The following is a 21,443-nucleotide window of genomic DNA, read 5'->3' on the forward strand; positions in this document are numbered from 1 at the left end:
AAAATTCCGCTCTACTCGGAGAGCGTAATCCGCCGTTTCCCTGCTGATTCGCGGGGCCGGAAAGTACGCTGATAAATGAGTCATATGATTTTAGGGCGTGGATGCAGGCTTCACGGCGGCCGCCAGCGCGATAGTCACATCATCAGACAAGGCAGGCATTTTGACCGGGAACTTCAACTTCCAGCACTCCAACTCGGCCATCCTCAGCGTTAACAGCGTTGAAGCTCCGGTGGTCATGACGTCAAGTTCCTTCGACGAACGGCTTGAGCCTTCGCTGAAGCGGCTGCGTCTTTCCAAACGGCTGTTGGAACGGGTTGCCGGAGTCAGCGAGCGGCGGTGGTGGGCCCCCGGTTCCGCGTTCGACGACGGCGCGATCGAAGCGGGCGCGAAGGCGCTGGCGGAGTCCGGCGTCGAGGCCTCCCAGATAGGCCTGCTGATCAACACCTCGGTCACCCGCCGGAACCTTGAGCCATCCGTTGCAGTGAAGATCCACAACGGACTGGGGCTGCCCTCCTCCGCGATGAACTTCGACCTTGCCAACGCGTGCCTCGGATTCGTCAACGGCATCACCCTGGCCTCCAACATGATCGACTCAGGGCAGATCAACTATGCCCTGATTGTGGCCGGCGAAGATTCCCAGGGCGTGCAGGAAGCCACCTTCGAGCGGCTCAACCGTCCCGATTCCACCCGCGAGGACTACCTGCGCGAGTTCGCCACCCTCACCCTGGGCTCCGGCGCCGCGGCAGCGGTCATCGGCCGGGCAGATAAGCACCCCGGCTCACACCGGATCCTGGGCGGTGTTTCGCGTGCCGGAACCCAGCACCATGAACTGTGCGTGGGCGGCGTCGACGGCATGTACACGGATACCAAGGGCCTGCTGGACGGCGGGCTCGAGCTGGTAGTGGACGGCTGGAACGAGGCACAGGAAAACGGCTGGAACTGGACCGGCATGGACCGCTATGTCACCCACCAGGTGTCCAACTCCTACACCAACGCCATCATCAAGGCCGTGGACCTGGACCGTGAAAAGGTGCCGATCACCTTCCCGAACTGGGGCAATGTGGGGCCGGCGTCGCTGCCGATGACCCTGGCCCAGGAAGCGCGGACCCTGAACCCCGGCGACCGGGTGCTGTGCATGGGCGTGGGCTCCGGGCTGAACACCACGATGATGGAGATCGCGTGGTAGAAGAGCTCTGGCCCGGCGTTTCCTCAGCCTGGTCCACGTTTATCCGTGTGCCCTCCACCGCCGCCGTCGACGTTCCCGGCCGGGTCCACAAGTGGCACATCCTCGATAACGGGCCCCAGCTCGCCGCCGACGGTATCGAACCTGCGGGGACCCTGCTGTGTGTGCACGGCAACCCCACCTGGTCCTACCTCTGGCGCAGCCTGCTGGCCGCCGCGTCCACGGCGGAGAAGCCGTGGCGCGTGGTGGCCGTTGACCAGCTGGACATGGGCTTTTCCGACCGCACCGGCGTGTTCCGCCGCCTCGAGGACCGGATCACGGACCTTGGCAACCTGACGGATGCCCTGGACATCACCGGCCCGGTGGTCACCGTCGGCCATGACTGGGGAGGCGTGATTTCCCTCGGCTGGGCGCTGCGGCACCGTCGCCAGCTGGCCGGAACCATCCTGACCAACACAGCAGTGCATCCGGCCGGGTTCTCCCTCCCGCCCGCCCTGAAACTGGCCTTGCATCCGGCCGTCCACCCGTGGGGCACCCGCAGCACCGACGCCTTCATCCGTGTCACGCACGCCCTGGCCCAGCCTGCCCTGAGCGCACCGGTAAAGGACGCCTTCGCACTGCCGTACCGCAGTGCCGTGCGCCGGCAGGGTGTGGCCAACTTCGTCGCCGACATCCCGGCCGATGAAACGCACCCGAGCTGGCGTGCGCTCAACGCCGTGGCGGACGGGATCCGCCGCTTGAACGTTCCCTCCCTGGTTCTTTGGGGTCCCAAGGATCCGGTGTTCTCCGACCGGTACCTGCGTGACCTGCTCGAGCGCATGCCGGCTTCTTCCGTCCACCGGTTCGAGGGCGCCAGCCATCTGCTGCCCGAAGACGTGGATATCGCCTCCCCTGTTTTCAGCTGGCTAAAGACTGCCGTGGAAACGCCGGCGAATACCTCGCTGCGACGCAGCGATCCGTTCCGTCCCATGCTGGCCGAACTCGACGAGCGGGCGGGCGACACCAGCGCCGCCGTCGTCGACATGGCGCCGCTGGACGGAAACGACACCGGCGCCGGTCCCCGCACGCTGTCCTGGGCAGGCCTCGCCGAACGGGTCAACGCCCTGGCCGCCGGTCTGGCCGCAGCCGGGGTCCGTCCCGGAACCCGGGTGAACCTGCTGGTGCCTCCCGGCATAGAACTGACCTCGCTGATTTATGCCTGCCTGCGCCTGAACGCCGTCATTGTGGTGGCCGACGCCGGGTTGGGTACCAAGGGACTGGGCCGGGCGATTAAGGGCGCAGGTCCGGCCTTCCTCATCGGCATTGACCGTGCCCTGATCGGTGCCCGGGCCTTCGGCTGGCCGGGGATCCGGATCAGCGTTGATGAGCTCACCCCGGCCCGTAAGCGCCTCCTCGGCGTTCAGCACTCGGTGGCCGAACTGATTGCCGACGGCGCCGGCTCCGACGTTCCGTGGCACCCCGTGGACCCCGACGCCGACGCCGCCGTGCTGTTCACCTCCGGCTCCACCGGGCCGGCCAAGGGTGTGGTCTACACGCACCGGCAGCTGGCTGCGATGCGCGACGCCATCAGGAACACCTACAACCTGCGTGCCGGCACGTCCCTGGTGGCCGGGTTCGCTCCGTTCGCGCTGCTCGGTCCCGCCCTCGGTGCGACGTCGGTGACCCCGGACATGGATGTCACCTCCCCGCGCACGCTGACGGCCGCGGCCCTGGCCGATGCCGCCGTGGCCGTGAACGCCACCACGATCTTTGCTTCTCCGGCGGCGCTGGCCAATGTGCTGGCCACCTCCGGCAGCCTGGACGCGGCGCAGAAGGCCGCACTGGAACAGGTGGAACTGCTGCTGTCCGCCGGCGCCCCCATCGCCGAACCGCTCCTGGCCCAGGTGCAGGAGCTGGTACCCGGCGCTTCCCTGCACACCCCGTACGGCATGACGGAAGCCCTGCCGGTGACCGACATCAGCCTGCAAGGCATCCGTTCGGCAGGCTCCGGTAACGGCGTCTGCGTGGGAACACCGGTGTCCGGTGCCCGGGTAGCCATCGCCGAAGTCCTTCCGGACGGCTCGGTGGGCAGCGAACCGCTGACAGCCCCGAACCGCACCGGTGAAATCCTGGTCAGCGCCCCGCATGTGAAGGACCGGTATGACCGGCTCTGGATTACCGAGTCCCGCAGTTCGTCGATTCCCGGCTGGCACCGCACCGGCGATGTCGGCCACCTCGACGACGACGGCCGGCTCTGGGTGGAGGGGCGCCTCGGACACATCCTCACCACGGCCGAGGGTGTACGGACCCCGGTGGCCGGGGAACAGGCCGCCGAAAGCGTAGACGGCGTGGGCCGTGTGGCCGTCGTCGGCGTCGGCCCCGCCGGCGGGCAGGTCCCCGTGGCCGTTCTGGAAACCTCTCCCCCGGTCCGCCGGGCAGGGCCCGCGGATGCCCAACTGGCTGCTGCTGTGCGCTCCCGGGTTCTTGAGCTCTGCGGGTACGACCTGGCCGCGGTGCTGGTGCTGCCGGCCATGCCGACCGATATCCGGCACAACTCCAAGATTGACCGTACTGCTCTGGCAGGCTGGGCCTCACGGCTGCTGGCCGGTGGTCCGGTGCCGAAGCTGGGAAAACGCGGCAAGGGTGGCCCTGCCGTTCCTGCCGTCGCTCCGGAGGGCAACGCCGCGGTACCGGCTTTTGAAGGAGCATCGCGATGACCAACAGCTCTGCTCCCGGTGTATCTGTATCCAGCGAACCTGCACCCCGCGAACCTGCGCCCAGCGAACCTGCACCCAGCGAACCTGCACCCCGCAATTTTGTCCCCCGCAACGTCCTGGTGACGGGCGCCAGCGGTCTGCTCGGCGGTGCCGTGGCCGACCTGCTGGCCGCCCAGGGGCACAAGGTCCGGACCTTCCAGCGCCGTCGGGGTCTGGATGGCACCGATTTCGTGGCCGGCTCGGTCTCGGATCCTGACGCCGCGGCCCGCGCCGTGGAAGGTATGGACGCCGTCATCCACCTTGCTGCCAAGGTATCCTTCACCGGCGAATGGCAGGAGTTCGAGGACACCAACATCCTGGGGACCCAGATTCTCCTCAAGGCAGCCCGCGCTGCCGGGGTACGCGACGTCGTTTTTGTTTCCTCGCCCTCGGTAGCGCATTTCGGCGAACCGATTGCCGGTGCCGGGGCGGGCACTGCCGATCCGGCACGTGCCCGGGGCTTCTACGCCGCGTCCAAGGCCGAGGCAGAGCTGCTGGCTCTGGCATCCAATTCCCCCGATTTCCGGGTCACAGCCATCCGGCCCCATATTGTCTGGGGTCCCGGCGACACCCAGCTGGTGGAGCGGGTGATTGACCGTGCCAGGTCCGGACGCCTTCCCCTGCTCGACGCCGGAGCCGCCCTGATCGATACCACCTATGTTGACAACGCCGCCGCTGCTATTGTCCGCGGGCTCGACCGGATGGACGCGGCCCAGGGCAAGGCCCTTGTGGTGACCAACGGGCAGCCCCGTCCGGTGGGTGAACTGATTGCCGGTATCTGTGCCGCTGCGGGTGTGAAAGCTCCGGGGTGGAGTGTGCCCGGCAGGATTGCCCGGAAGGCCGGAAGCGTGATCGAGCGTGTCTGGCTGGCTGCGGGAAAGCGCGGGCTGGTCCATGACGAGCCGCCGATGACCCGTTTCCTCGCCGAACAGCTTTCCACCTCGCACTGGTTCGATCAGAGCGAGACACGCGCCGTCCTGGACTGGACTCCCGAGGTGTCCATCGAAGACGGCATGGCCCGGCTGGCCGAGCACTACGGCGGCCGCTCCCCCAACTCCTAGGATGAGTGTTGTGAACAGCCTGCAGAAGATTGATTCCTGGCCGGTGGATAACGCCGCTGCCGCTGTGGTGTCCGCTGACGGTGAGGTGCTGGGAACCGCCGGCGACCAGGACCGCCGCTTTCCGCTGGCTTCCGTCACCAAACTGCTCAGCGCCTACACCGTGCTCATTGCCCTGGACGAGGGGGCGCTGGAGCTTGACCAGCCTGCCGGGCCGGAAGGGTCCACGGTTCGGCACCTGCTGGCCCATTCCGGCGGCTACGACTTTGGCGAGCGCACGGTCCGTTACACGCCGGGCACGCGGCGGCTGTATTCCAACGCGGGCTTTGAAGTGCTCGGTGAAAAGCTGGAAGAAGCTACCGGCATCGCCTTCGCCGAGTACATGCGCGAAGGGCTGCTGGTTCCCCTGGGCATGGCCGCCACTGCGTTGGAGGGCTCCCCGGCGGCCGGGGCGGTTTCTACGGTCGCGGACCTGAGCCGGTTTGCGGCCGAACTGCAGTCCCCCGTCCTGACCGATCCAGGCAGGCTGGAGGAGGCCAGCCAGGTGGTCTTCCCGGGTCTGGCCGGAGTGCTTCCGGGCTTTGGCCGGCAAAAGGAGAACGACTGGGGCCTCGGCTTCGAAATACGTGATCACAAGTCGCCGCACTGGACGGGCACCAACAGCTCTCCCAAAACCTTTGGCCACTTCGGCCAGTCCGGTACGTTCCTGTGGGTCGACCCGGACGCGCAGGCTGCTGCCGTGTGCCTCACCGACCGGGACTTCGGTCCGTGGGCAGCAGAGGCCTGGCCTCCGTTCACGGATGCTGTCCTCGCGGAACTCGCCGGGCGCTAGGCTCCGGTGTAGGCGCCGGCGTCGGTGCCGGTGATTCAGTCCTATGCCGCCCATACGAGATCGGTGATTCCCACTTCGAGGGTCCCGGTGGGCTGATGCTCTCCGCCGCCGCTTCCGGGCAGCGGTGGCGCGGTGGACCGGTAGGTGTGCCCGGTTGGCGTGGTGGTCTCGACGGTGTGGGACCCAAGGACGGTGTGGGATCCCGGCTCGTCAGCTACTCGGGTCTTCCAGCCAGGTGCTTCCTTTGCTTGGTTGCACGCCTCGCAGAGTCCCTGCCCGTTAGCAGCACTGGTCGGACCGCCTCGCTTATGCGGCCGGATGTGGTCCGTGTGCCGGATCGGCGCCCCGCACCACGGCATTCGGCAGGTCTGGTCGCGGGCAGCAACAAACCGTGCCAAGGACTTGGGGAACAGCCGGGACCTGGAATCCATCGCAATCAACTGGCCGGTAGCAGGCTCGGCGTAAAGCCGCTTAATCCAGCGTTCGGCCTGTTTCTCCTCGGTTCCCGCGGTCTCCCGCTCCCTTCTGCGCCTGGACTTCCCGGCCAAGCTCGTGCCCCGCACCAAGTCCCTGGCCCACTGCGCCGGAACCGGACCATATCCCGGTACGATGGCCGGCTCGGAGTCTCCGGCAAGCAGCGTCCGGTCCGACATCACCAGCTGCACCTCGACCTTCATCCCGTTGGCATCCGCCTCTCCGGTAATCCGCTCCACGAGGGTGTCGGCCATGATCTGCCCCCGTCCCCGGGCGTCCCCGGCAGCACGGAGCCGGTCCGCTTCGCGCGATAAGGCAGCGTATACGCCAACGCCCTGGGCCACAGGAAGCAGACCGGTCAGATACGTCATGGTGTCCGGAGCCGGGCGGCAGGAGACGAACCGCTCGGAGGCGGCCTTGGCAGCCCGCCGAACCGCCGACTGCGGATCCAGCCGGTAGGCGGCACTTCTGGCGCGGGCAATAATCTGGCGGTCACCCAGTCCCTCAAGCACACGGGGGTCCCCGGCTGCTTCCTCATCCACCCGTTGCCGGTCCTCCAAGGTCAGGCATGCTGTCTCCCGAACCAGCAACGTTGCCCGCCATTCGCTGATTGTCCCGCTCGTAAGGGCCTGCAGAGTGCAGGGCATCTCGGAGACCAGTGCCTTCGCGAAACCCAGGAGCCGTCCTCCGCGGTTGGCCGACTCCCTACGTGCCAGGGCAATCTGTGACGCAACACCGCGGCCCAGATCTTCGCGCGGGACTCCCGCTGCGGCCTGCTTCCGGCGCTGGGAAGCATCAAAGGCCACGGCGGCCCGAGCCTGGGCAGCAGATGCGGCGGCTTTTAGCTCCTCGAGCGCCCGGATCCGGTCAATGAGTTCGGCATCCTCCGCCAGCGCCGGCGTTACCTGTCCGGCAGGGTCAGACTCAGCCAATACCTCCACCCATCCATACACCGCGGCACTGCCGGCAGTGGCCGGCAGCCGGTGTTCCTGAGGGGAAGAGTATTCGAACATGTGTTCGAGTGTAGTCGTGAAAAGAGCAGCGAAATAGGGCGAAAGTACCTGTTCCGCTACCCGTTTTTCCCGCCTTCAGCGAGTGCGCAAACCCCGAACACCGACGCCGGACCGCGCCGAGACAGTGTGCCGGAAATTGCGACCCCGGGCGGACGTAACTCGAATGCCCTCACCGGGCCCCAAAGACCACTCGTGGGCAACGCCATCTGGCAAAATCGAAGACCTGGACGGGTCACCCGATCCAGTTCGTGCAACGAGCGTAAAAACCTACCAGCGCCCGTTCCGCGGCTTCGGCTGGCAGACCGGACACGAATAAGAGGACCGGTTCATAAAGGAGTCCCGGCGGATCAGGGTGCTCAGCCCCAGCTCAGCGCACCGCGGGCAGGGCTCACCTTCGCGGCCGTAGGCGTTCAGGGACCGGGCGAAATACCCCGAGGCGCCGTTGACATTGACGTACAGCGAATCAAAGCTGGTTCCTCCGGCGGCCAGGGCACGGGTCATCACGTCCCGCACCGCTTCCACCAGCCGCAGCGCGTCGGCGCGCCGCATCGTGTCGGTGGCCCGGGCAAAGTGCATCCGGGCCGCCCAGAGGGATTCGTCGGCATAGATGTTGCCCACACCGGAGATCAGCCCCTGGTCCAGCAGGGCACGCTTGATTCCGGTCCGGCGGGCGCGCAGCCGGCGGTAGAAATCGTCAAAGGAGAAGGCCGGGTCCAACGGATCACGGGCAATATGCGCCGCCTCGGCAGCCACCAGAGGCAATCCGGTCTCGGAAAGCCCGCCGGGTTCACCGTCGGGCGTGGGGACCAGGTCGGTGAGGAACACTCCCCCGAAGATCCGCTGGTCCACAAACCGCAGCTCCGAGGGCATCGGCGTTCCGGCAGCGTCAGTGGCAGGGCTGAGCGTAAAGCGGACCTTGAGGTGCTTTTCATCGGGCAGCGAGGAATCCTCCATCAGCAGCTGCCCGCTCATCCCGAGGTGCGCCATCAGCGCCAGGTGCGGGACGCCGTCGTCGTTCCCGGGGCCGGCGGCGGCGGATTCCTCCACCAGCGGCAGCCACAGGAACTTGCCGCGGCGGACGACGTCGGTGACAACTGCGCCTTCAAGGTTGCCGGCGAGGTCCTCGGGGCCCGCGGCATGGCGCCTCACGGAACGCGGATCCAGGATCCGGACACCGGTGATGGTGCGGCCGCGGACCCATGATGCGAGTCCGCGGCGGACCACCTCAACTTCGGGAAGCTCTGGCACAGCCGGGGGCCTTTAGGAACCGGCAGCCGCGGCGTCGGTCTTTTTGGCGTTGATCATCTTCCAGGAGGCAGCGGCAGCTTCCTGCTCGGCTTCCTTCTTGGAATGGCCGGTCCCGGAGCCGTACGGCTTGTCCCCAATGTGGAGCACAGCCACAAAGCTGCGCGAATGGTCGGGGCCTGAGCCGGAAACCCGGTACTCAATCTCGCCCATTTTCCGGCTGGCGGCTATTTCCTGGATGCTGGTCTTCCAGTCCGTGCCGGCGCCGAGGGCGTCGGCGTCGGCCAGCAGCGGGCCAATCAGGCGCATCACCATCTGCCGGGCGGTTTCAATGCCGTGGTCCAGGTACACGGCGCCGATTACGGCCTCCGTGGTGTCTGCCAGGATGGAGGACTTATCCCGGCCGTTGGTCAGTTTTTCACCCTGTCCCAGCAGGATGTACTCCCCCAGCCCCAATTCGCGGGCAATGCCGGCGAGGGCTCGGGTACTCACGACGGCGGAGCGGCGCTTGGCCAGTTCACCTTCGGAGAGGTCAGGATTATCCCGGTAGAGCGCATCGGTTACCGAGAACCCCAGAATTGAATCGCCCAGGAATTCCAGGCGTTCGTTCGTGGGGATGCCGCCCTGCTCATAGGCATAGGAACGGTGCGTGAGTGCAAGACGAAGCGTCCCGGCGTCGATATCGACACCGAGACGCTTCATAAGCTCTTCAGTATTCTTCACTTTTTGGATACAACCCGAAAAGCAGTATTCACGGACCCGTCTGCAGCAACATCCCTAGGGGTGTACATAGCGGACCCGAACACTGGTCTTAGACGTCCGCGACCTTGCGGCCCTTGTATTCAAGGAACAGCGCGGTGCCGGCGGAGTCGGTTACGACCTTGGCCTGGTGCGGCAGGCTATAGGTGACGCGGCCGTTCTCCACGGTCTTCACCAGGTTGGGCGCGGTCGCCTTCCACTGGGACCGGCGTGCACGTGTATTCGCGCGGGACATTTTCCGCTTCGGAACAGCCACGACTAACTCTCTTCTCTCTCGTCTGACTCTGTACTTGGTGCCGCAGTATCTTCTGCGGCGGTGCCGGTCAGCCCGGCGAGGGCTGCCCAGCGAGGATCCATGACTTCATGGTGGTGACCCGGATCCTCTTCAAGGCGCGCTCCGCATTCGGAGCAAAGGCCTTCGCAGTCTTCCCGGCACACCGGCTGGAACGGCATGGTAAGAACCACGGCGTCCCGCAATACCGGTTCAAGATCGATGACATCTCGCTCGATCCGGCGTTGCTCTTCTTCCTCTTCTTCTTCGAAGGACTCAGCGTCCTCGTAGTAGAAGAGTTCCTGCACATCGACTTCTTGGTCGTACGCGAGTGGCTTCAGGCAGCGGCCGCATTCGCCCCTTACGGGAGCGATTACGTCGCCGGACACCAAAATCCCTTCGTGCACGGCCTCCAACCTCAGATCAAGCTCGAGGTCGGATCCTTCCGGAACGCCGATAAGCGCAACACCGAAGTCTTTCGGTGCCGGTACATGTTCATGCATGGTCCGCATCGTTCCCGGGCTGCGCCCGAGGTCCCTGACGTTGATAGCCAGGGGAGAATCCGGATTGGACCGCGAAAATTCGCTAATGAGAACTCCTGTAGAACATAGACCGACATATCATCTTAGCCTGACTTGCCGGTATCTCTCAAACTGCGGCTGGCAGGCAGCCGAAGAACGCGTGCATGCACGGTGTTCCGAGACCAGTTTACCCGTCCCCGGCCGTGGCGCTAACCGGACGTCCTGCAGGCCTGCCGGGCCACCGTCGCCTAGGGTTGGTACGTGCCTTCCCTCCACCGGTTCCTGCGCCGCCGCGTCCTCATACAGCTGACGACGGCAGCCCTCTGCGTGGGGTTCGTCTGGCTGCTGGTGGCTGTGAACCTGTTTGTGTTTCCGTCGGGCGCTTCCGACGAGCCTCCCCGGGCCGACGCCGTCGTTGTCCTGGCCGGCGCCAGCAGCGAGCGGCTGCCCGTGGGACTGGGCCTGCTGAGCGGGGACCGTGCACCGGTGCTGGCGCTGTCCGCCACCCATACGCCGGGGAATGCGCGGACCGACTATATCTGCACGCACAACGTGAACCCGCGGGTAATGTGCTTTTCCCCGGAGCCCATGACCACCCGCGGCGAGGCCCGGGCTGTGGCACGGCTGGCCAGGGACAACGGATGGAGGAACATCATTGTGGTGACCTCCAGCTATCACGTTGCCCGTGCCGGTCTGAACCTGGAACAGTGCAGTTCGGTGGACATCACTTTGGTGGCATCGCAGCCGGATATTGGCCTAACCAACTGGATGGGCCGTTTCGTGGAGGAAACCGGCGGAATCGCTGCGGGCTTTATCCGCCCGGCCTGCGCCAATCCGGTCTAGCGCGGAGTCAGCAGCCGCTTCAGCACGGTTCCCGGCACGTACTCCGAGATATCGCCGCCCAGCCCGGCCACTTCCTTGATCAGGGAGGATGAGAGGTGGGTGTAGCTGCCCTCGGCCGGCAGGAACACGGTTTCGACGCCGGTGAGGTGCCGGTTCATCACGGCCATCGGCAGTTCGTACTGGTAGTCCTGGACGGACCGCAGGCCCTTCACAATGGCGTTGGCACCGTATTCGCGGCAGAACTCAGCCAGCAGGCCTTCCCCCATCGGAACAACTGATACTCCGCGCAGCGAGCCCAGGGTTTCCGACGCCAGTTCCAGGCGCTCTTCGGCGGAGAAACGGTACTTCTTCGCATAATTGGTGGACACCGCCACGATCACTTCGTCGAAAAGACTCGCGGCACGGGCAATCACCTCCACATGGCCGTTGTGGATGGGATCAAAGGAACCGGGGCATACAGCGCGTCGCATAAGTCGAATCTACCGGGTGCGGCGGGGTAATACTTGGTGGATGAGTTCTTCACCAGCCGCGTCCCTGCTCCGCTCCCGGCAGGCTCCGGGCCCCGCCCCCTGGCAGCGCACCGCCGCCGGTGCCAATCTCCTGGCTCCGGACGGCAACCTGGGCGTGACCATTTTCGAGGAAATCACCGCCCTGGCCGGACGTCACGGGGCGATTAACCTTGGCCAGGGTTTCCCCGACGAGGACGGCCCCGCGGAAATGCTCGACGCCGCCCGGGCTGCCATTGCAGGCGGCGCCAACCAGTACGCCCCCGGCCAGGGTCTTCCGGTGCTCCGCAACGCGGTGGCGGCACACCAGAAGCGGTTCTACGGCCTGGACCTTGACCCGGACACCGAGGTGATCGCCAGCACCGGCGCCACCGAAGCCATTGCCTCCACCCTGCTGGCGTTCACCGGCCCCGGCGACGAGGTGCTGACCTTTGAGCCGTTCTACGATTCCTACGGCGCGGTGATCGGCCTCAGCGGTGCCACACACACCACGGTTGCCCTTCAGGCACCGGATTTCCTGCCCGCCGACGGCGCCCTGGAGGCGGCCTTCACCGACCGCACACGGGTGGTCCTGGTCAATAATCCGCACAACCCCACCGGGACGGTGTTTCCGCGGCGGGTCCTGCAGCAGATAGTCGATCTGGCCGCCCGGCACAACGCCGTCATTGTCACTGACGAGGTTTACGAACACCTCACCTTCGACGCCGCGAAACACATCCCCGTAGCCACGCTGCCGGGGGCCGCGGAGCGGACACTGACCATCTCCTCCGCCGGCAAGACCTTCTCCGTGACCGGCTGGAAGATCGGCTGGGTGACCGGTCCGGCGGCCCTGGTGGCAGCGGTGCGGACCGTCAAGACCTTCCTCAGCTACACCTCGGGCACACCGTTCCAGTCCGCCGTCGCCATCGGCCTGAAGCTTCCGGATGAGTACTTCACCGGCGCCGCTGCCACCCTGCAGGCCAAACGGGACCTGCTCAGCTCCGGCCTGCAGGCTGCGGGTATGGCCGTGCTGCCCTCACAGGGCACGTACTTCGTCACGGCGGATACCTCCGCGCTGGGCATCACCGATGCCACGTCCCTGGCCCGCCGGCTGCCGGAACTGATCGGGGTGGCGGCCATACCGGTGGCCGTTTTCTGCCACGACGACGGCGCGCGGCGCACCCGCTCGCTGCTGCGGTTCGCCTTCTGCAAGAAGACCGAGGTCCTGGAACTGGCATCCGAACGCCTCGCCGGACTGGGCGGTGTGCTGTGAAAACGTCAGGACGCGGCGGCTCCGGGCGGGGCGGTGTGACCGCGTCACGGCTGCTGCGCGGCATCGGTGCGCATGCCGCCATCACTGAGGACGGATTCACCCCCGGCGCTTTTGTGCTGAGCATCGGCGGAGCGGAGCAGTCCCACGTGGATCTGGCGCGGCCGGAGGAGATCTTCTACGAATACCTGCGGCGGATGGGCAACGTGCTGGATCTGGCCGCAGCGCCCGGGCAGCCGCTGCGGGCACTGCATCTGGGCGCGGGGGCACTGACCCTGACCCGATACCTACAGGCCACAAGACCCGGCTCCGAGCAGGTAGCCGTTGAACTCGAACGCGAACTGCTGGACTTTGTCCTGGCGCATCTGCCCCTGCCCGAAGGCACCCATCTGGAAACCGTCATCGGTGATGCCCGGGAGTCCCTGGACCGCTTTGCCGGCCGGCAGTTCGACGCCGTCGTCCTGGACATCTTCGCCGGCGCCGACGCGCCGGGACACCTGACAACGGCGGAGTTCTACGCAGAGCTGGCACGCCTGCTCTCCCCCGACGGCGTGCTGCTGGTGAACGTGGGCGATGATCCGCCGCTGGCCTTCGCCCGCCGGCAGATCCGCGAGCTTCTGGCCGGCCTGGCAGCGGCAGGCTGCAGCAACGGCGACGTTGCCGCACTGGGCCCGGCCGACATGTTCACCGGCAGGTATCCGGGCAACATTGTGCTGGCCGCAACACCGTTCGGGTGGCCGGAGGAATGGACCCGGAGCCTGCTGGCGGCCGGACCCCACCCGGCGGCGGTGCTCACCGGGGAGGAACTGGACGTCTTCGCGTCCGGGGCCTAGGCCTGCTCCGGCCGGGCTTCCGCTTCGGCGTCGGCGTCCGCGTCCGCGTCCGCACCCTGGGCCGGCTCGGCGAACCAGAGCGTGGTTTCGCCGTATTTCTTCTCGCTGAAGCGCTCCAGCCCGGCCGGCCATACCGGTTCCGGTGAACGCGTGGACCGTTCCAGCACCACCACGGCCCCCTCGGCCAGGTGGCCGGCCAGCGGGGTCAGCACGGCGTCGAGCTCACCTTCGGTGAGCGCGTACGGCGGGTCGATGAACACCAGGTCCCAGCGGACGTCCGCCGGCACCCGCATCAGGTAGGTCTCGGCTTTGGCCCGGTGCACGTTCACGCGGGAATGGCCCAGGACCTTTGAAACCAGGTCCGCGTTGCTGCGGCAGGTGGCGGCAGCCTTGTCAGCCAGCTCCACCAGATCCACACTGCGGGCGCCGCGGCTGGCGCTTTCCACGCCCAGTGCCCCGGAACCGGCGAACAGGTCCAGCACTCTGGCGTCCTGGAGGATGTCGTAGGACTCGAGCCGGGAGAACAGTGCTTCCTTCACCCGGTCGGTGGTGGGACGGGTTCCGTCCCCGGGAACGCTGTACAGGGTGGTTCCGCCGGCGGCTCCGGCAATAATGCGGCTCATGCTTTCACCTTATCCGCCGCCGGGCAGCGGGCCGGAACCGGAGGGTGCCCGGGGCGCCTGCTAGCCCCGCTCAAGGAACGCTTCGGCCTCGGGGTTCAGGTACGCCTCGATGGCTTCGTCCAGGGCCGGATATCCACGGAGGTCCGGATCCTCGGCCACCAGCGCCACCGCGTCGGCACGGGCCTTTTCAATGAGGGCTTCATCCTGGACGGCGCGCAGCAGTTTCAGGGTGGATCGGCCGCCGGATTGGCTGGCACCAAGGATGTCGCCTTCGCGGCGCAGCTCCAGGTCCTTGCGCGAGAGTTCAAAGCCGTCGGTGGTGGCGGCCACCGCCTCAAGCCGTTCCCGGCTCGGGTGACCCGGTTCCAGCTGGGTAACCAGCAGGCACGTTCCGGGCAGCCCGCCACGGCCTACCCGGCCGCGCAGCTGGTGCAGCTGGGAAATGCCGAACCGGTCAGCGTCCATAATCACCATCAGCGAGGCGTTCGGAACGTCCACGCCCACCTCGATGACGGTGGTGGACACCAGCACGTCGATATCCCCGCGGTTGAACGCGGTCATGGTCTCGTGCTTGTCCGCCGGGTCCAGCCTGCCGTGCAGAGGGGCAACCACTTTTCCGTCCAGCGCCGGGACGGTGGTGAGGTATTCGGTCAGCTCCGTGACGGACGTCAGCTCCTGGCGCTGCGCCCGCTCCCGGGTGCCGCCGTCGTCATCGAACAGCGCGACGTCGCTGCCCGACTCATCTTCCCGGGCACCGATCTTGGGGCACACCACGTACACCTGTCGGCCGGCGTCGATCTCTTCCCGGGCGCGGGCCCAGATCCGCTGTTCCCACTGGGGGTTCTCCGCCAGCGGAGCAACGAAGGTGGAGATGGGTGCCCGGCCGGCAGGAAGCTCGGTGAGCGTGGAGACCTCCAGATCGCCGAAGACGGTCATGGCGACCGTCCGCGGAATGGGGGTGGCGGTCATGACCAGCAGGTGCGGGGTGCTGTGCCCCTTGGTGCGCAGCACGTCACGCTGCTCCACGCCGAACCGGTGCTGTTCATCCACCACCACCAGGCCAAGATCAGCGAAACTGACATGCTCGGACAGCAGTGCGTGTGTGCCGATGATGATGCCGGCGGCTCCGCTGGCGGCATCCAGCATGGCGGCACGGCGGCCGGCGGTGTTCATGGATCCGGTCAGCAGTGTCACCCGGGTGCCGTCCGGGTCCCCGTCCAGCTGCCCGCCCCTGCCCAGAGGGCCAAGCATGGCGCTGATTGATTCGTAGTGCTGCGCCGCCAGGACCTCGGTGGGGGCGAGCAGGGCTGCCTGTCCCCCGGCGTCGATCACCTGCAGCATGGCACGCAGGGCCACCAGTGTTTTACCGGAGCCCACCTCACCCTGCAGGAGCCGGTTCATCGGATGGTCCCCGGCCAGTTCCGCAGACAGCTCCCGGCCGATCTCCGCCTGCCCGCTGGTGAGGGTGAACGGCAGGGACTGATCGAAGCGGTCCAGCAGGCCGCCGGGCACCGCCGGCCTGGCGGTTGCCTCCTCCTGCGCAGTCAGGGCACGACGGCGGGCCAGTGCCGTCTGCAGGACCAGCGCCTCCTGGTAGCGGAACCGGTGGCGGGCCTTGTAGGCGTCGGCGACCTCGGCGGGGCGGTGGATCTGCTCATACGCCTCGGTCAGGCCGAGGAGGCGCTCCCGGTCCCGGATCGACTCGGGAAGGGGATCACGCAGCCGTTCGGTTTGCAGGGTGTCCAGCAGCATGGCCACGGACTTGGCGATGGTGGGGCTGGCGACCTTGGCGGCGGCCGGGTAGACGGGGATAGGCCGTTTGGCTTCCTCTTCATCCACGGCGTCTTCGTCCAGCAGCACATAGCTGGGGTTGGTCAGCTGCAGCTGCCCCTTGTAGGCGCCGACCTTGCCGGAAAACATGGCCCGGCTGCCCACGACGAGCTCCTTGGCGGCATTGAACCCATTGAAGAACGTCAGGTGAAGCTGCCCCAGGCTGCCGTCGGTGTCATCGGTGTCATCGGTGACCACTACTTCAACGATCATCCCCTTGCGGGCCCGCATCTGCCTCCGGTTGTTGCTTTGCACGCGGGCAATCAGGGTGACGTCTTCATCGAACGGGATCTCGGCGATGGGTGTCAGCTCGCCGCGTTCCAGGTAGCGGCGCGGAAAGTGGTGGAGCAGGTCCCCCACGGTCTTCAGGCCCAGATGTTTTTCCAATGCCTTGGCGGTGGTCTTGCCGATCCGCCGGTCCAGAGGGAATTCGAGTTCCCCGGGGAGCCTAGAGTCCATGTGCCTTGGAGGTCTCCCCTGCCCCCGGGAAGCCCGGGAAGTCAGGGTTAGGCGTGATGACGGGAAGTTCCCGGGTCTCGTGCCCGTCAGCCGAAAGCTCGGTGATGGACAGGTTCATGGGTTCACCCAGCCGGCGCAGCAGGTCAATAGTGGCGCCGGCGTCCGGCGTGTGCACGTGCACCCGCCAGCGGTAGCCGTCCTCCACGGGGCTGACGGCGCTCATGATCACTGAGTCCCCCATCTCGTCCAGCTGAAGCCGCAGGGTGGCGGCATCCAGCGGGCTGAGGTTGATGGTGCACATCACTTCCACGCCTTCCATGCGGGGCATGTGCGCGTGGATGTGCGGGGCCTGGACGTCGTAGCCGTGCAGCCCGTCCAGGAGTTCCTCCTGCAGCTCCTCTCCCAGTGCCGCCGCGCGCAGGGCATCCAGGATGAGCAGGAAGCCGACGCCGCCGGCATCCACTACCCGTGCTTCGGTCAGCGCATCGAGCTGGTTTTCGGTATCCACGACGGCGGCCAGCGCGGCATCCATCATGGCGCGCAGGGTCAGGGCCAGCCCTGCGTTGCTGTCATCTCCGGTGATCGCGGCTTCACTGTCCGAGGCGGCGTGTGCGGCTGCCTCAAGGACCGAAAGCATGGTGCCCGGAACCGGGTCGCTGAGAACGGACCAGGACCGCAGCTGGGCACGCTGCAGGGCGGCGCCCAGCAGCGGTGCGGAGAGCCGGACGGCGCCGGCGAGGGGCTCGGCCATGGAGGTGAGGAAAACGGAGAAGAGGGTGCCCGAGTTTCCGCGGGCGGATTCCATCGCGGCGCGGCCTGCCAGGCCCAGGAGTTCACCGATGTCAGCGGTGTCGGCCTCGGCCGCCGCTTCCGTAGCCGCACACAGGGTCAGGTACAGGTTGGTACCGGTATCGCCGTCGGCCACCGGGAAGATGTTGATGGCATTGAGGCGGTCGCTGTGGTTGCCCAGGGACACCTCTGCGTTGCTCAACCATCGCTTCAGCGCTTGCGCGTTGGCGGTGATCTTAGTCTGCAAAGTAATCCCGATTCCTGCTTATGGGGCTCATCTGGGCCATCCCGTCCGGTTCCCGCCGTCCTTGCCGCTAACCGTTTATGTCATTAGGAAGCCTACCGCAGGGCACTGACAGACGCCGATAACGATTTGCCGCCGGTTCGGGAGGGAATGTGGAATGGTTGACCCATGCCCCAGAAGCACTATCCGGACATTGCCGCTGCCCGGCACATGCGCGATCCCTATGCGGAGACCGGCCCTAGGAGTTCGCAGGACCGGGCTGCGGATGCTCCCGTCCGCCCCGGGGCACGCCCGAAAGGCTCCAGACGGAAGGACAAAGCGGCTCCGGTTGCGACGCCAAAACCTCCGCAAGATAAGTCGTACCGTCGCAAACGATTCATTGCGCTCCTGATCAGTACAGCAGTTTGTATTTCAGTGCCGGCACTGATTGTGCTGCTAGTGCTCTTTGGCTAAAAAAAACCTCGCGAAGCTCTTGGGTGCCTAGCGGCGCGACTACGGATTAGCACCAAAACACAGTTCCGTGATGCCGTCCGCTAGACTGACGACGAATATTAGCCAGGGGAAAGTGTTCGTGGGGAAATTATGCCGGTAGTTATGCCTATTTACGGGACCCGGCCCGAAGCCATCAAGATGGCCCCGATCATCGCCGAGCTTCGAGCATCCGACACTTTGACCTGCTTCGTTACCGTCACCGGCCAGCACCGTTCCATGCTGGACCAGGTCAACACCCTTTTTGGTATTAGCCCGGACCATGACCTCAACATTTTTGAACCAGGACAGTCCCTTAACGACATCCTCGTGCGGACGATCAGCGGCCTGGACAAGCTTTTTGCGGTGAACCGTCCCGATGTGGTTCTCGTGCAGGGCGATACCACCACGTCCACGGCTGCAGCACTGGCTGCCTTCAACTGCGGAATCCCTGTGGTTCACGTTGAAGCCGGCCTCCGCAGCGGAAACCCGCTGTCTCCTTTCCCCGAAGAAGGCAACCGGAAGATCACCTCCCAGATAGCGAGTCTGCATCTAGCGCCAACGGAAACCAGCCGGGCGAACCTGCTGGCCGAAAACATTAACCCGGAAATCATTGTTGTCACGGGCAATACGGTTATTGATGCCCTGCTGGCCACCGTTCGGAAACAAGTTCCCTTCGCTGATCCGGGTCTTGAGACCTTGGCATCCTCCGGCCGGCGAATCCTGCTGGTCACAACCCACCGGCGCGAGAACCAGGGCGACGCCATGACCGGCATAGGCCGTGCGCTTGCCCGTATAGCTGCTGCCGAGCCCGACCTGACGATAGTCTTTCCTGCCCACGCTAACCCGGCTGTCCGCGACGCGGTGCTACCCCCGTTGGAAGGCCTGCCGAACGTGCTGGTTACCGAGCCGCTCGAATACGGCGAATTCACCCGGCTGCTCTCGCTGGCCCACATCGTGCTAAGCGATTCCGGTGGTGTGCAGGAAGAGGCCCCGAGTCTGGGTACCCCGGTCCTGGTGATGCGGGACAACACCGAGCGGCCGGAGGCTGTAGAGGCCGGCGTGGTGAAGCTTATTGGGACGGATGAGGACCGGATTGTGACCGAGGTGGACAGTCTGCTGCATAACGCTGACTCATACAGGTCCATGTCCGAACCTATGAACCCTTACGGCGACGGGACAGCGGCTGCGCAGAGCGTGGCAGCATTTCTACGTTTGATAGCCGGATAGTCTGGCATCAATATCTCATGAAGGTTAAACAAAAGGAAACTCACACTTGACAGTATCCACCGCTCTTTGGAAAACCGCAGAAACAAGGTCTTTGTTGAACGGAAGCTCTATTGAAATTCTCGTTCTGCCTACCCAAGATATTGATGAGGACGTCGAAATAAGAGCATGAACTCCTCGGACACTCTGATATGCAACCTCGAAGCGCCCGTCCATGAAATTTTGATTCAGCTAAAGCATAAGAAGTATCCTTTTATTGAGCTGATGGATGAAGCAAATGCCCTCGCCGGACGAACCATACTAGCCGCGGCACATAAAGATCCCGGCATAAAGGAGCTGATTGTAAAACTCGCTCGGGAAGGGTATTACGTATACAAACAAGCAGACGAAGCGGTACGATTTGTGTACGAATACCATATAGATAAATTGTGGCACAGTATAAAAAATGGAGACTTTCAGGTATCGGATGAAGGCGTCGTCTACAAACTGCATAAACCCACCGTAAGTGGACGGGCGCGGAATCTTGTTGTTGTCTTCTCCTCGATAAGCGCCGATATTTTCGGTACAGGACTGTCCAGGTACTTCACGCAAAACTTTAAGTCTATACAAAAATATCTACCGGGCGACACAGCAGTTCTTCGCGTTGCGGATATAGGCGGAGTTGTTGGCTCGTTTTACCTCGATACCGTTTTTGTCCCGCAGAACACTAAGAGGATTAATGGCCTAATCGAGACCGTCCGAACTGATCTCGATCTGAAGAAAACCTCGGTGATTACCTACGGAGCGTCAAAGGGTGCAACCGGAGCGTTAGCCCATGCCCTTATCGGCGATTACAGGTGTGTTTGCGTCGAGCCGGTGATTAACGATCATTATTATGAAACTAAATTCGGAGATACTCACTTTACTGCCGATGGTCTTTTCGCAGAGAAGAAAGAGGATACTTTCTCCCGGATGCTGGAGCAACACAAAAGAGATACGCTTTCCCGTCCCGGGATACCGAACGTCAACTTTGTCGTCGTTTACTCCGCTCAATCACCACAGTCGCCTTACATCAGGGAAATCCTCGGTTCTCGTATAGCGGCGGACACCAGCCTTATCGACTTCCGCCACCCGTCAATATCTGACCACCCGGATGTCAGTCCACAATCACTAAACTTGATATCCATGTATTTAAATATGATGTGCTATGGCTATCCAGCCAGCAGCTCCGGACATTTTGCACTTGAATGCTACCCGCAGCAGCTGGAACAAACAGGATCCTAGAGAATCCGCTAAGCCTGGAGACGGCTGGCCGGAACAACATGCTATCTTTGCAAAAATTACTACCTATAAGGAGCCCCTATGGATAGGGAAATACTGACCGCGCTAGAAAGCCAGCAACGGATACTGCAGGAGCAGAATAAAAACCTTTCTGCAATCCGAGCAAGTCTTGGTGAGCAGAATAGGATGCTGGAAGTCCTAGGCCGAATCGGAATGCGCGACGTCTTGGTGGAAGTTCGAGCAGTTATCCAGGACCGCCAGATGAGCATGCTGGAAACAATGCAGCAGATTGAGTCTGGTAGGTCCATTGCCCGATGGGGTGACGGTGAGCTCAAATTGATGATGCAACCGGAATTTCAGCTCATGTTTCAACAGTCGTCACCGGCTCTCGCTCGGGACCTCCAAAACATGCTTTTTGACCACGACATGAATTCGGATCGATTGATTTTGGCCCTTCCGACTGTCTTTACAACCCGCCTTTGGATGGGTATATGGGCGGAAAACTGGCATGTTATGGGTCCGCTTTTAAAGGCTTCGCGTGCAAAATGGGGCAACACGCACGTAAGCAGGCCCGTATTCTTCGAGCGGCATGGAAAAGATGCAGTTGCTGCATGGAGGCGAGTATGGGATGGAAAGCGGGTGTGTATCATTTCGGGAAGGGGTTCTCGTTTCGAACTGATACCGGAACTGTTCGATAACGTTGCTCATGTGAGCCATATATATTCCGAGCCCACAAACGCCTATGCACACCTTGAAACGATTAAGGCAGATGTGAAGGACGTCATGCCGGAAACAGACGTTTTTCTTATCGCCCTTGGTCCGACGGGTTCAGTACTTGCGGGTTATCTGTCATCGGAGGCTGGCGGTGAGTGCCATGCGGTCGATATAGGACATCTTTCGGCGAGTTATTCGAATGTTTTCCACAAGACCGCCAACCCAGAACAACTGCCCATTGTATCTGCGTCCCGGTCCAATTAGGCCTTCTGTTTTATCGGCAATTTGTCCAGCAAGATGTGAGACT

General features: G+C 64.2%; 19 protein-coding genes. 10 read left to right on the plus strand and 9 right to left on the minus strand.

Annotated features, from left to right (window positions below; translation table 11 throughout):
• Window positions 1-160 precede the first annotated feature (160 nt).
• From MUK71_RS10435 to MUK71_RS10450, 4 genes are read left to right on the plus strand one after another with little or no spacing between them, the layout of a single operon-like run.
• Window positions 161-1,186: a 3-oxoacyl-ACP synthase III gene (locus tag MUK71_RS10435; RefSeq protein ID WP_227901580.1), complete on the plus strand. Its 1,026-nt coding sequence runs from the start codon at window positions 161-163 to the stop codon at window positions 1,184-1,186.
• Window positions 1,180-3,879 carry an alpha/beta fold hydrolase gene (locus MUK71_RS10440; RefSeq protein WP_227927633.1) on the plus strand — a complete coding sequence of 900 codons (2,700 nt, stop codon included), beginning with the start codon at window positions 1,180-1,182 and terminating at the stop codon, window positions 3,877-3,879. Before MUK71_RS10435 ends, MUK71_RS10440 begins: the two co-directional genes overlap by 7 nt.
• Window positions 3,876-4,979, plus strand: coding sequence for an NAD-dependent epimerase/dehydratase family protein (locus MUK71_RS10445; RefSeq protein ID WP_227927632.1), 1,104 nt, complete (start codon window positions 3,876-3,878; stop codon window positions 4,977-4,979). Before MUK71_RS10440 ends, MUK71_RS10445 begins: the two co-directional genes overlap by 4 nt.
• A 10-nt stretch (window positions 4,980-4,989) precedes the next feature.
• Window positions 4,990-5,808 carry a serine hydrolase domain-containing protein gene (locus MUK71_RS10450; protein ID WP_227927631.1) on the plus strand — a complete coding sequence of 273 codons (819 nt, stop codon included), beginning with the start codon at window positions 4,990-4,992 and terminating at the stop codon, window positions 5,806-5,808.
• A gap of 41 nt (window positions 5,809-5,849) precedes the next feature.
• Here the strand turns inward: MUK71_RS10450 and MUK71_RS10455 are convergent, their stop codons facing one another.
• From MUK71_RS10455 to MUK71_RS10475, 5 genes are all read right to left on the minus strand, one after another.
• On the minus strand, window positions 5,850-7,295 hold the full coding sequence (locus MUK71_RS10455) for an HNH endonuclease (protein ID WP_227927630.1): 1,446 nt from the start codon (window positions 7,293-7,295) through the stop codon (window positions 5,850-5,852).
• A 267-nt stretch (window positions 7,296-7,562) separates the two neighbouring features.
• Complete coding sequence (gene mutM, locus MUK71_RS10460; protein ID WP_227927629.1) at window positions 7,563-8,543, minus strand: bifunctional DNA-formamidopyrimidine glycosylase/DNA-(apurinic or apyrimidinic site) lyase; 981 nt, start codon at window positions 8,541-8,543, stop codon at window positions 7,563-7,565.
• A 12-nt stretch (window positions 8,544-8,555) separates the two neighbouring features.
• The gene (gene rnc / locus MUK71_RS10465) at window positions 8,556-9,263 is read right to left on the minus strand and encodes a ribonuclease III (RefSeq protein ID WP_227901464.1); all 708 of its coding nucleotides are present in this window, start codon (window positions 9,261-9,263) and stop codon (window positions 8,556-8,558) included.
• 88 nt (window positions 9,264-9,351) lie between these two features.
• Entirely contained in the window at window positions 9,352-9,555 is a 204-nt protein-coding gene (rpmF, locus tag MUK71_RS10470; RefSeq protein WP_146364453.1) for a 50S ribosomal protein L32, read from the minus strand.
• A gap of 2 nt (window positions 9,556-9,557) precedes the next feature.
• A complete protein-coding gene (locus MUK71_RS10475) occupies window positions 9,558-10,124 on the minus strand; it encodes a YceD family protein (protein WP_227901578.1) in 567 nt (188 codons plus the stop codon).
• A 228-nt stretch (window positions 10,125-10,352) separates the two neighbouring features.
• Between MUK71_RS10475 and MUK71_RS10480 the strand changes: the two genes are divergently transcribed.
• Window positions 10,353-10,934, plus strand: coding sequence for a YdcF family protein (locus MUK71_RS10480; protein ID WP_227927628.1), 582 nt, complete (start codon window positions 10,353-10,355; stop codon window positions 10,932-10,934).
• Here MUK71_RS10480 and coaD read toward each other — a convergent pair.
• A complete protein-coding gene (gene coaD, locus MUK71_RS10485; protein WP_227901462.1) occupies window positions 10,931-11,404 on the minus strand; it encodes a pantetheine-phosphate adenylyltransferase in 474 nt (157 codons plus the stop codon). The genes MUK71_RS10480 and coaD overlap by 4 nt on opposite strands.
• A 40-nt stretch (window positions 11,405-11,444) precedes the next feature.
• Between coaD and MUK71_RS10490 the strand changes: the two genes are divergently transcribed.
• The gene (locus MUK71_RS10490) at window positions 11,445-12,692 is read left to right on the plus strand and encodes an aminotransferase class I/II-fold pyridoxal phosphate-dependent enzyme (protein WP_227927627.1); all 1,248 of its coding nucleotides are present in this window, start codon (window positions 11,445-11,447) and stop codon (window positions 12,690-12,692) included.
• Between the two features lie 35 nt (window positions 12,693-12,727).
• Window positions 12,728-13,522, plus strand: coding sequence for a spermidine synthase (locus tag MUK71_RS10495; protein ID WP_227927626.1), 795 nt, complete (start codon window positions 12,728-12,730; stop codon window positions 13,520-13,522).
• Here MUK71_RS10495 and rsmD read toward each other — a convergent pair.
• Genes rsmD through MUK71_RS10510 form a run of 3 tightly spaced genes read right to left on the minus strand, consistent with a single transcriptional unit; the run spans window position 13,519 to window position 17,437 of the window.
• Complete coding sequence (gene rsmD / locus MUK71_RS10500; RefSeq protein ID WP_227927625.1) at window positions 13,519-14,145, minus strand: 16S rRNA (guanine(966)-N(2))-methyltransferase RsmD; 627 nt, start codon at window positions 14,143-14,145, stop codon at window positions 13,519-13,521. The two genes, MUK71_RS10495 and rsmD, sit on opposite strands and share 4 nt — an antisense overlap.
• A gap of 60 nt (window positions 14,146-14,205) precedes the next feature.
• The gene (locus MUK71_RS10505; protein WP_227927624.1) at window positions 14,206-16,434 is read right to left on the minus strand and encodes an ATP-dependent DNA helicase RecG; all 2,229 of its coding nucleotides are present in this window, start codon (window positions 16,432-16,434) and stop codon (window positions 14,206-14,208) included.
• Window positions 16,424-17,437, minus strand: a complete 1,014-nt coding sequence (locus MUK71_RS10510) for a DAK2 domain-containing protein (protein ID WP_227901575.1) — start codon at window positions 17,435-17,437, stop codon at window positions 16,424-16,426. The genes MUK71_RS10505 and MUK71_RS10510 overlap by 11 nt, the downstream gene beginning before the upstream one ends.
• 612 nt (window positions 17,438-18,049) lie before the next feature.
• Here MUK71_RS10510 and wecB point away from each other — a divergent pair.
• The 3 genes from wecB (at window position 18,050) to MUK71_RS10525 (ending at window position 21,400) form a co-directional block, all read left to right on the plus strand.
• Window positions 18,050-19,165, plus strand: a complete 1,116-nt coding sequence (gene wecB, locus MUK71_RS10515; protein ID WP_227927623.1) for a non-hydrolyzing UDP-N-acetylglucosamine 2-epimerase — start codon at window positions 18,050-18,052, stop codon at window positions 19,163-19,165.
• 165 nt (window positions 19,166-19,330) lie between these two features.
• Window positions 19,331-20,425 (plus strand): XcbB/CpsF family capsular polysaccharide biosynthesis protein, encoded by a 1,095-nt coding sequence (locus tag MUK71_RS10520; protein ID WP_227927622.1) that lies wholly within the window; start codon window positions 19,331-19,333, stop codon window positions 20,423-20,425.
• A 78-nt stretch (window positions 20,426-20,503) separates the two neighbouring features.
• Window positions 20,504-21,400 carry a GT-D fold domain-containing glycosyltransferase gene (locus MUK71_RS10525; RefSeq protein ID WP_227927621.1) on the plus strand — a complete coding sequence of 299 codons (897 nt, stop codon included), beginning with the start codon at window positions 20,504-20,506 and terminating at the stop codon, window positions 21,398-21,400.
• Window positions 21,401-21,443 lie beyond the last annotated feature (43 nt).

This window comes from Arthrobacter zhangbolii (genome assembly GCF_022869865.1).
Lineage (GTDB): Bacteria > Actinomycetota > Actinomycetes > Actinomycetales > Micrococcaceae > Arthrobacter_B > Arthrobacter_B zhangbolii.

Bases quoted from the DNA above. Each gene is read 5' to 3' on its own strand.
- MUK71_RS10445 (WP_227927632.1), top strand. From the start codon at position 3,876: ATGACCAACAGCTCTGCTCCCGGTGTATCTGTATCCAGCGAACCTGCA.
- MUK71_RS10455 (WP_227927630.1), bottom strand. From the start codon at position 7,295: ATGTTCGAATACTCTTCCCCTCAGGAACACCGGCTGCCGGCCACTGCC.
- coaD (WP_227901462.1), bottom strand. From the start codon at position 11,404: ATGCGACGCGCTGTATGCCCCGGTTCCTTTGATCCCATCCACAACGGC.
- MUK71_RS10490 (WP_227927627.1), top strand. From the start codon at position 11,445: ATGAGTTCTTCACCAGCCGCGTCCCTGCTCCGCTCCCGGCAGGCTCCG.
- rsmD (WP_227927625.1), bottom strand. From the start codon at position 14,145: ATGAGCCGCATTATTGCCGGAGCCGCCGGCGGAACCACCCTGTACAGC.
- MUK71_RS10505 (WP_227927624.1), bottom strand. From the start codon at position 16,434: ATGGACTCTAGGCTCCCCGGGGAACTCGAATTCCCTCTGGACCGGCGG.
- wecB (WP_227927623.1), top strand. From the start codon at position 18,050: ATGCCGGTAGTTATGCCTATTTACGGGACCCGGCCCGAAGCCATCAAG.
- MUK71_RS10520 (WP_227927622.1), top strand. From the start codon at position 19,331: ATGAACTCCTCGGACACTCTGATATGCAACCTCGAAGCGCCCGTCCAT.
- MUK71_RS10525 (WP_227927621.1), top strand. From the start codon at position 20,504: ATGGATAGGGAAATACTGACCGCGCTAGAAAGCCAGCAACGGATACTG.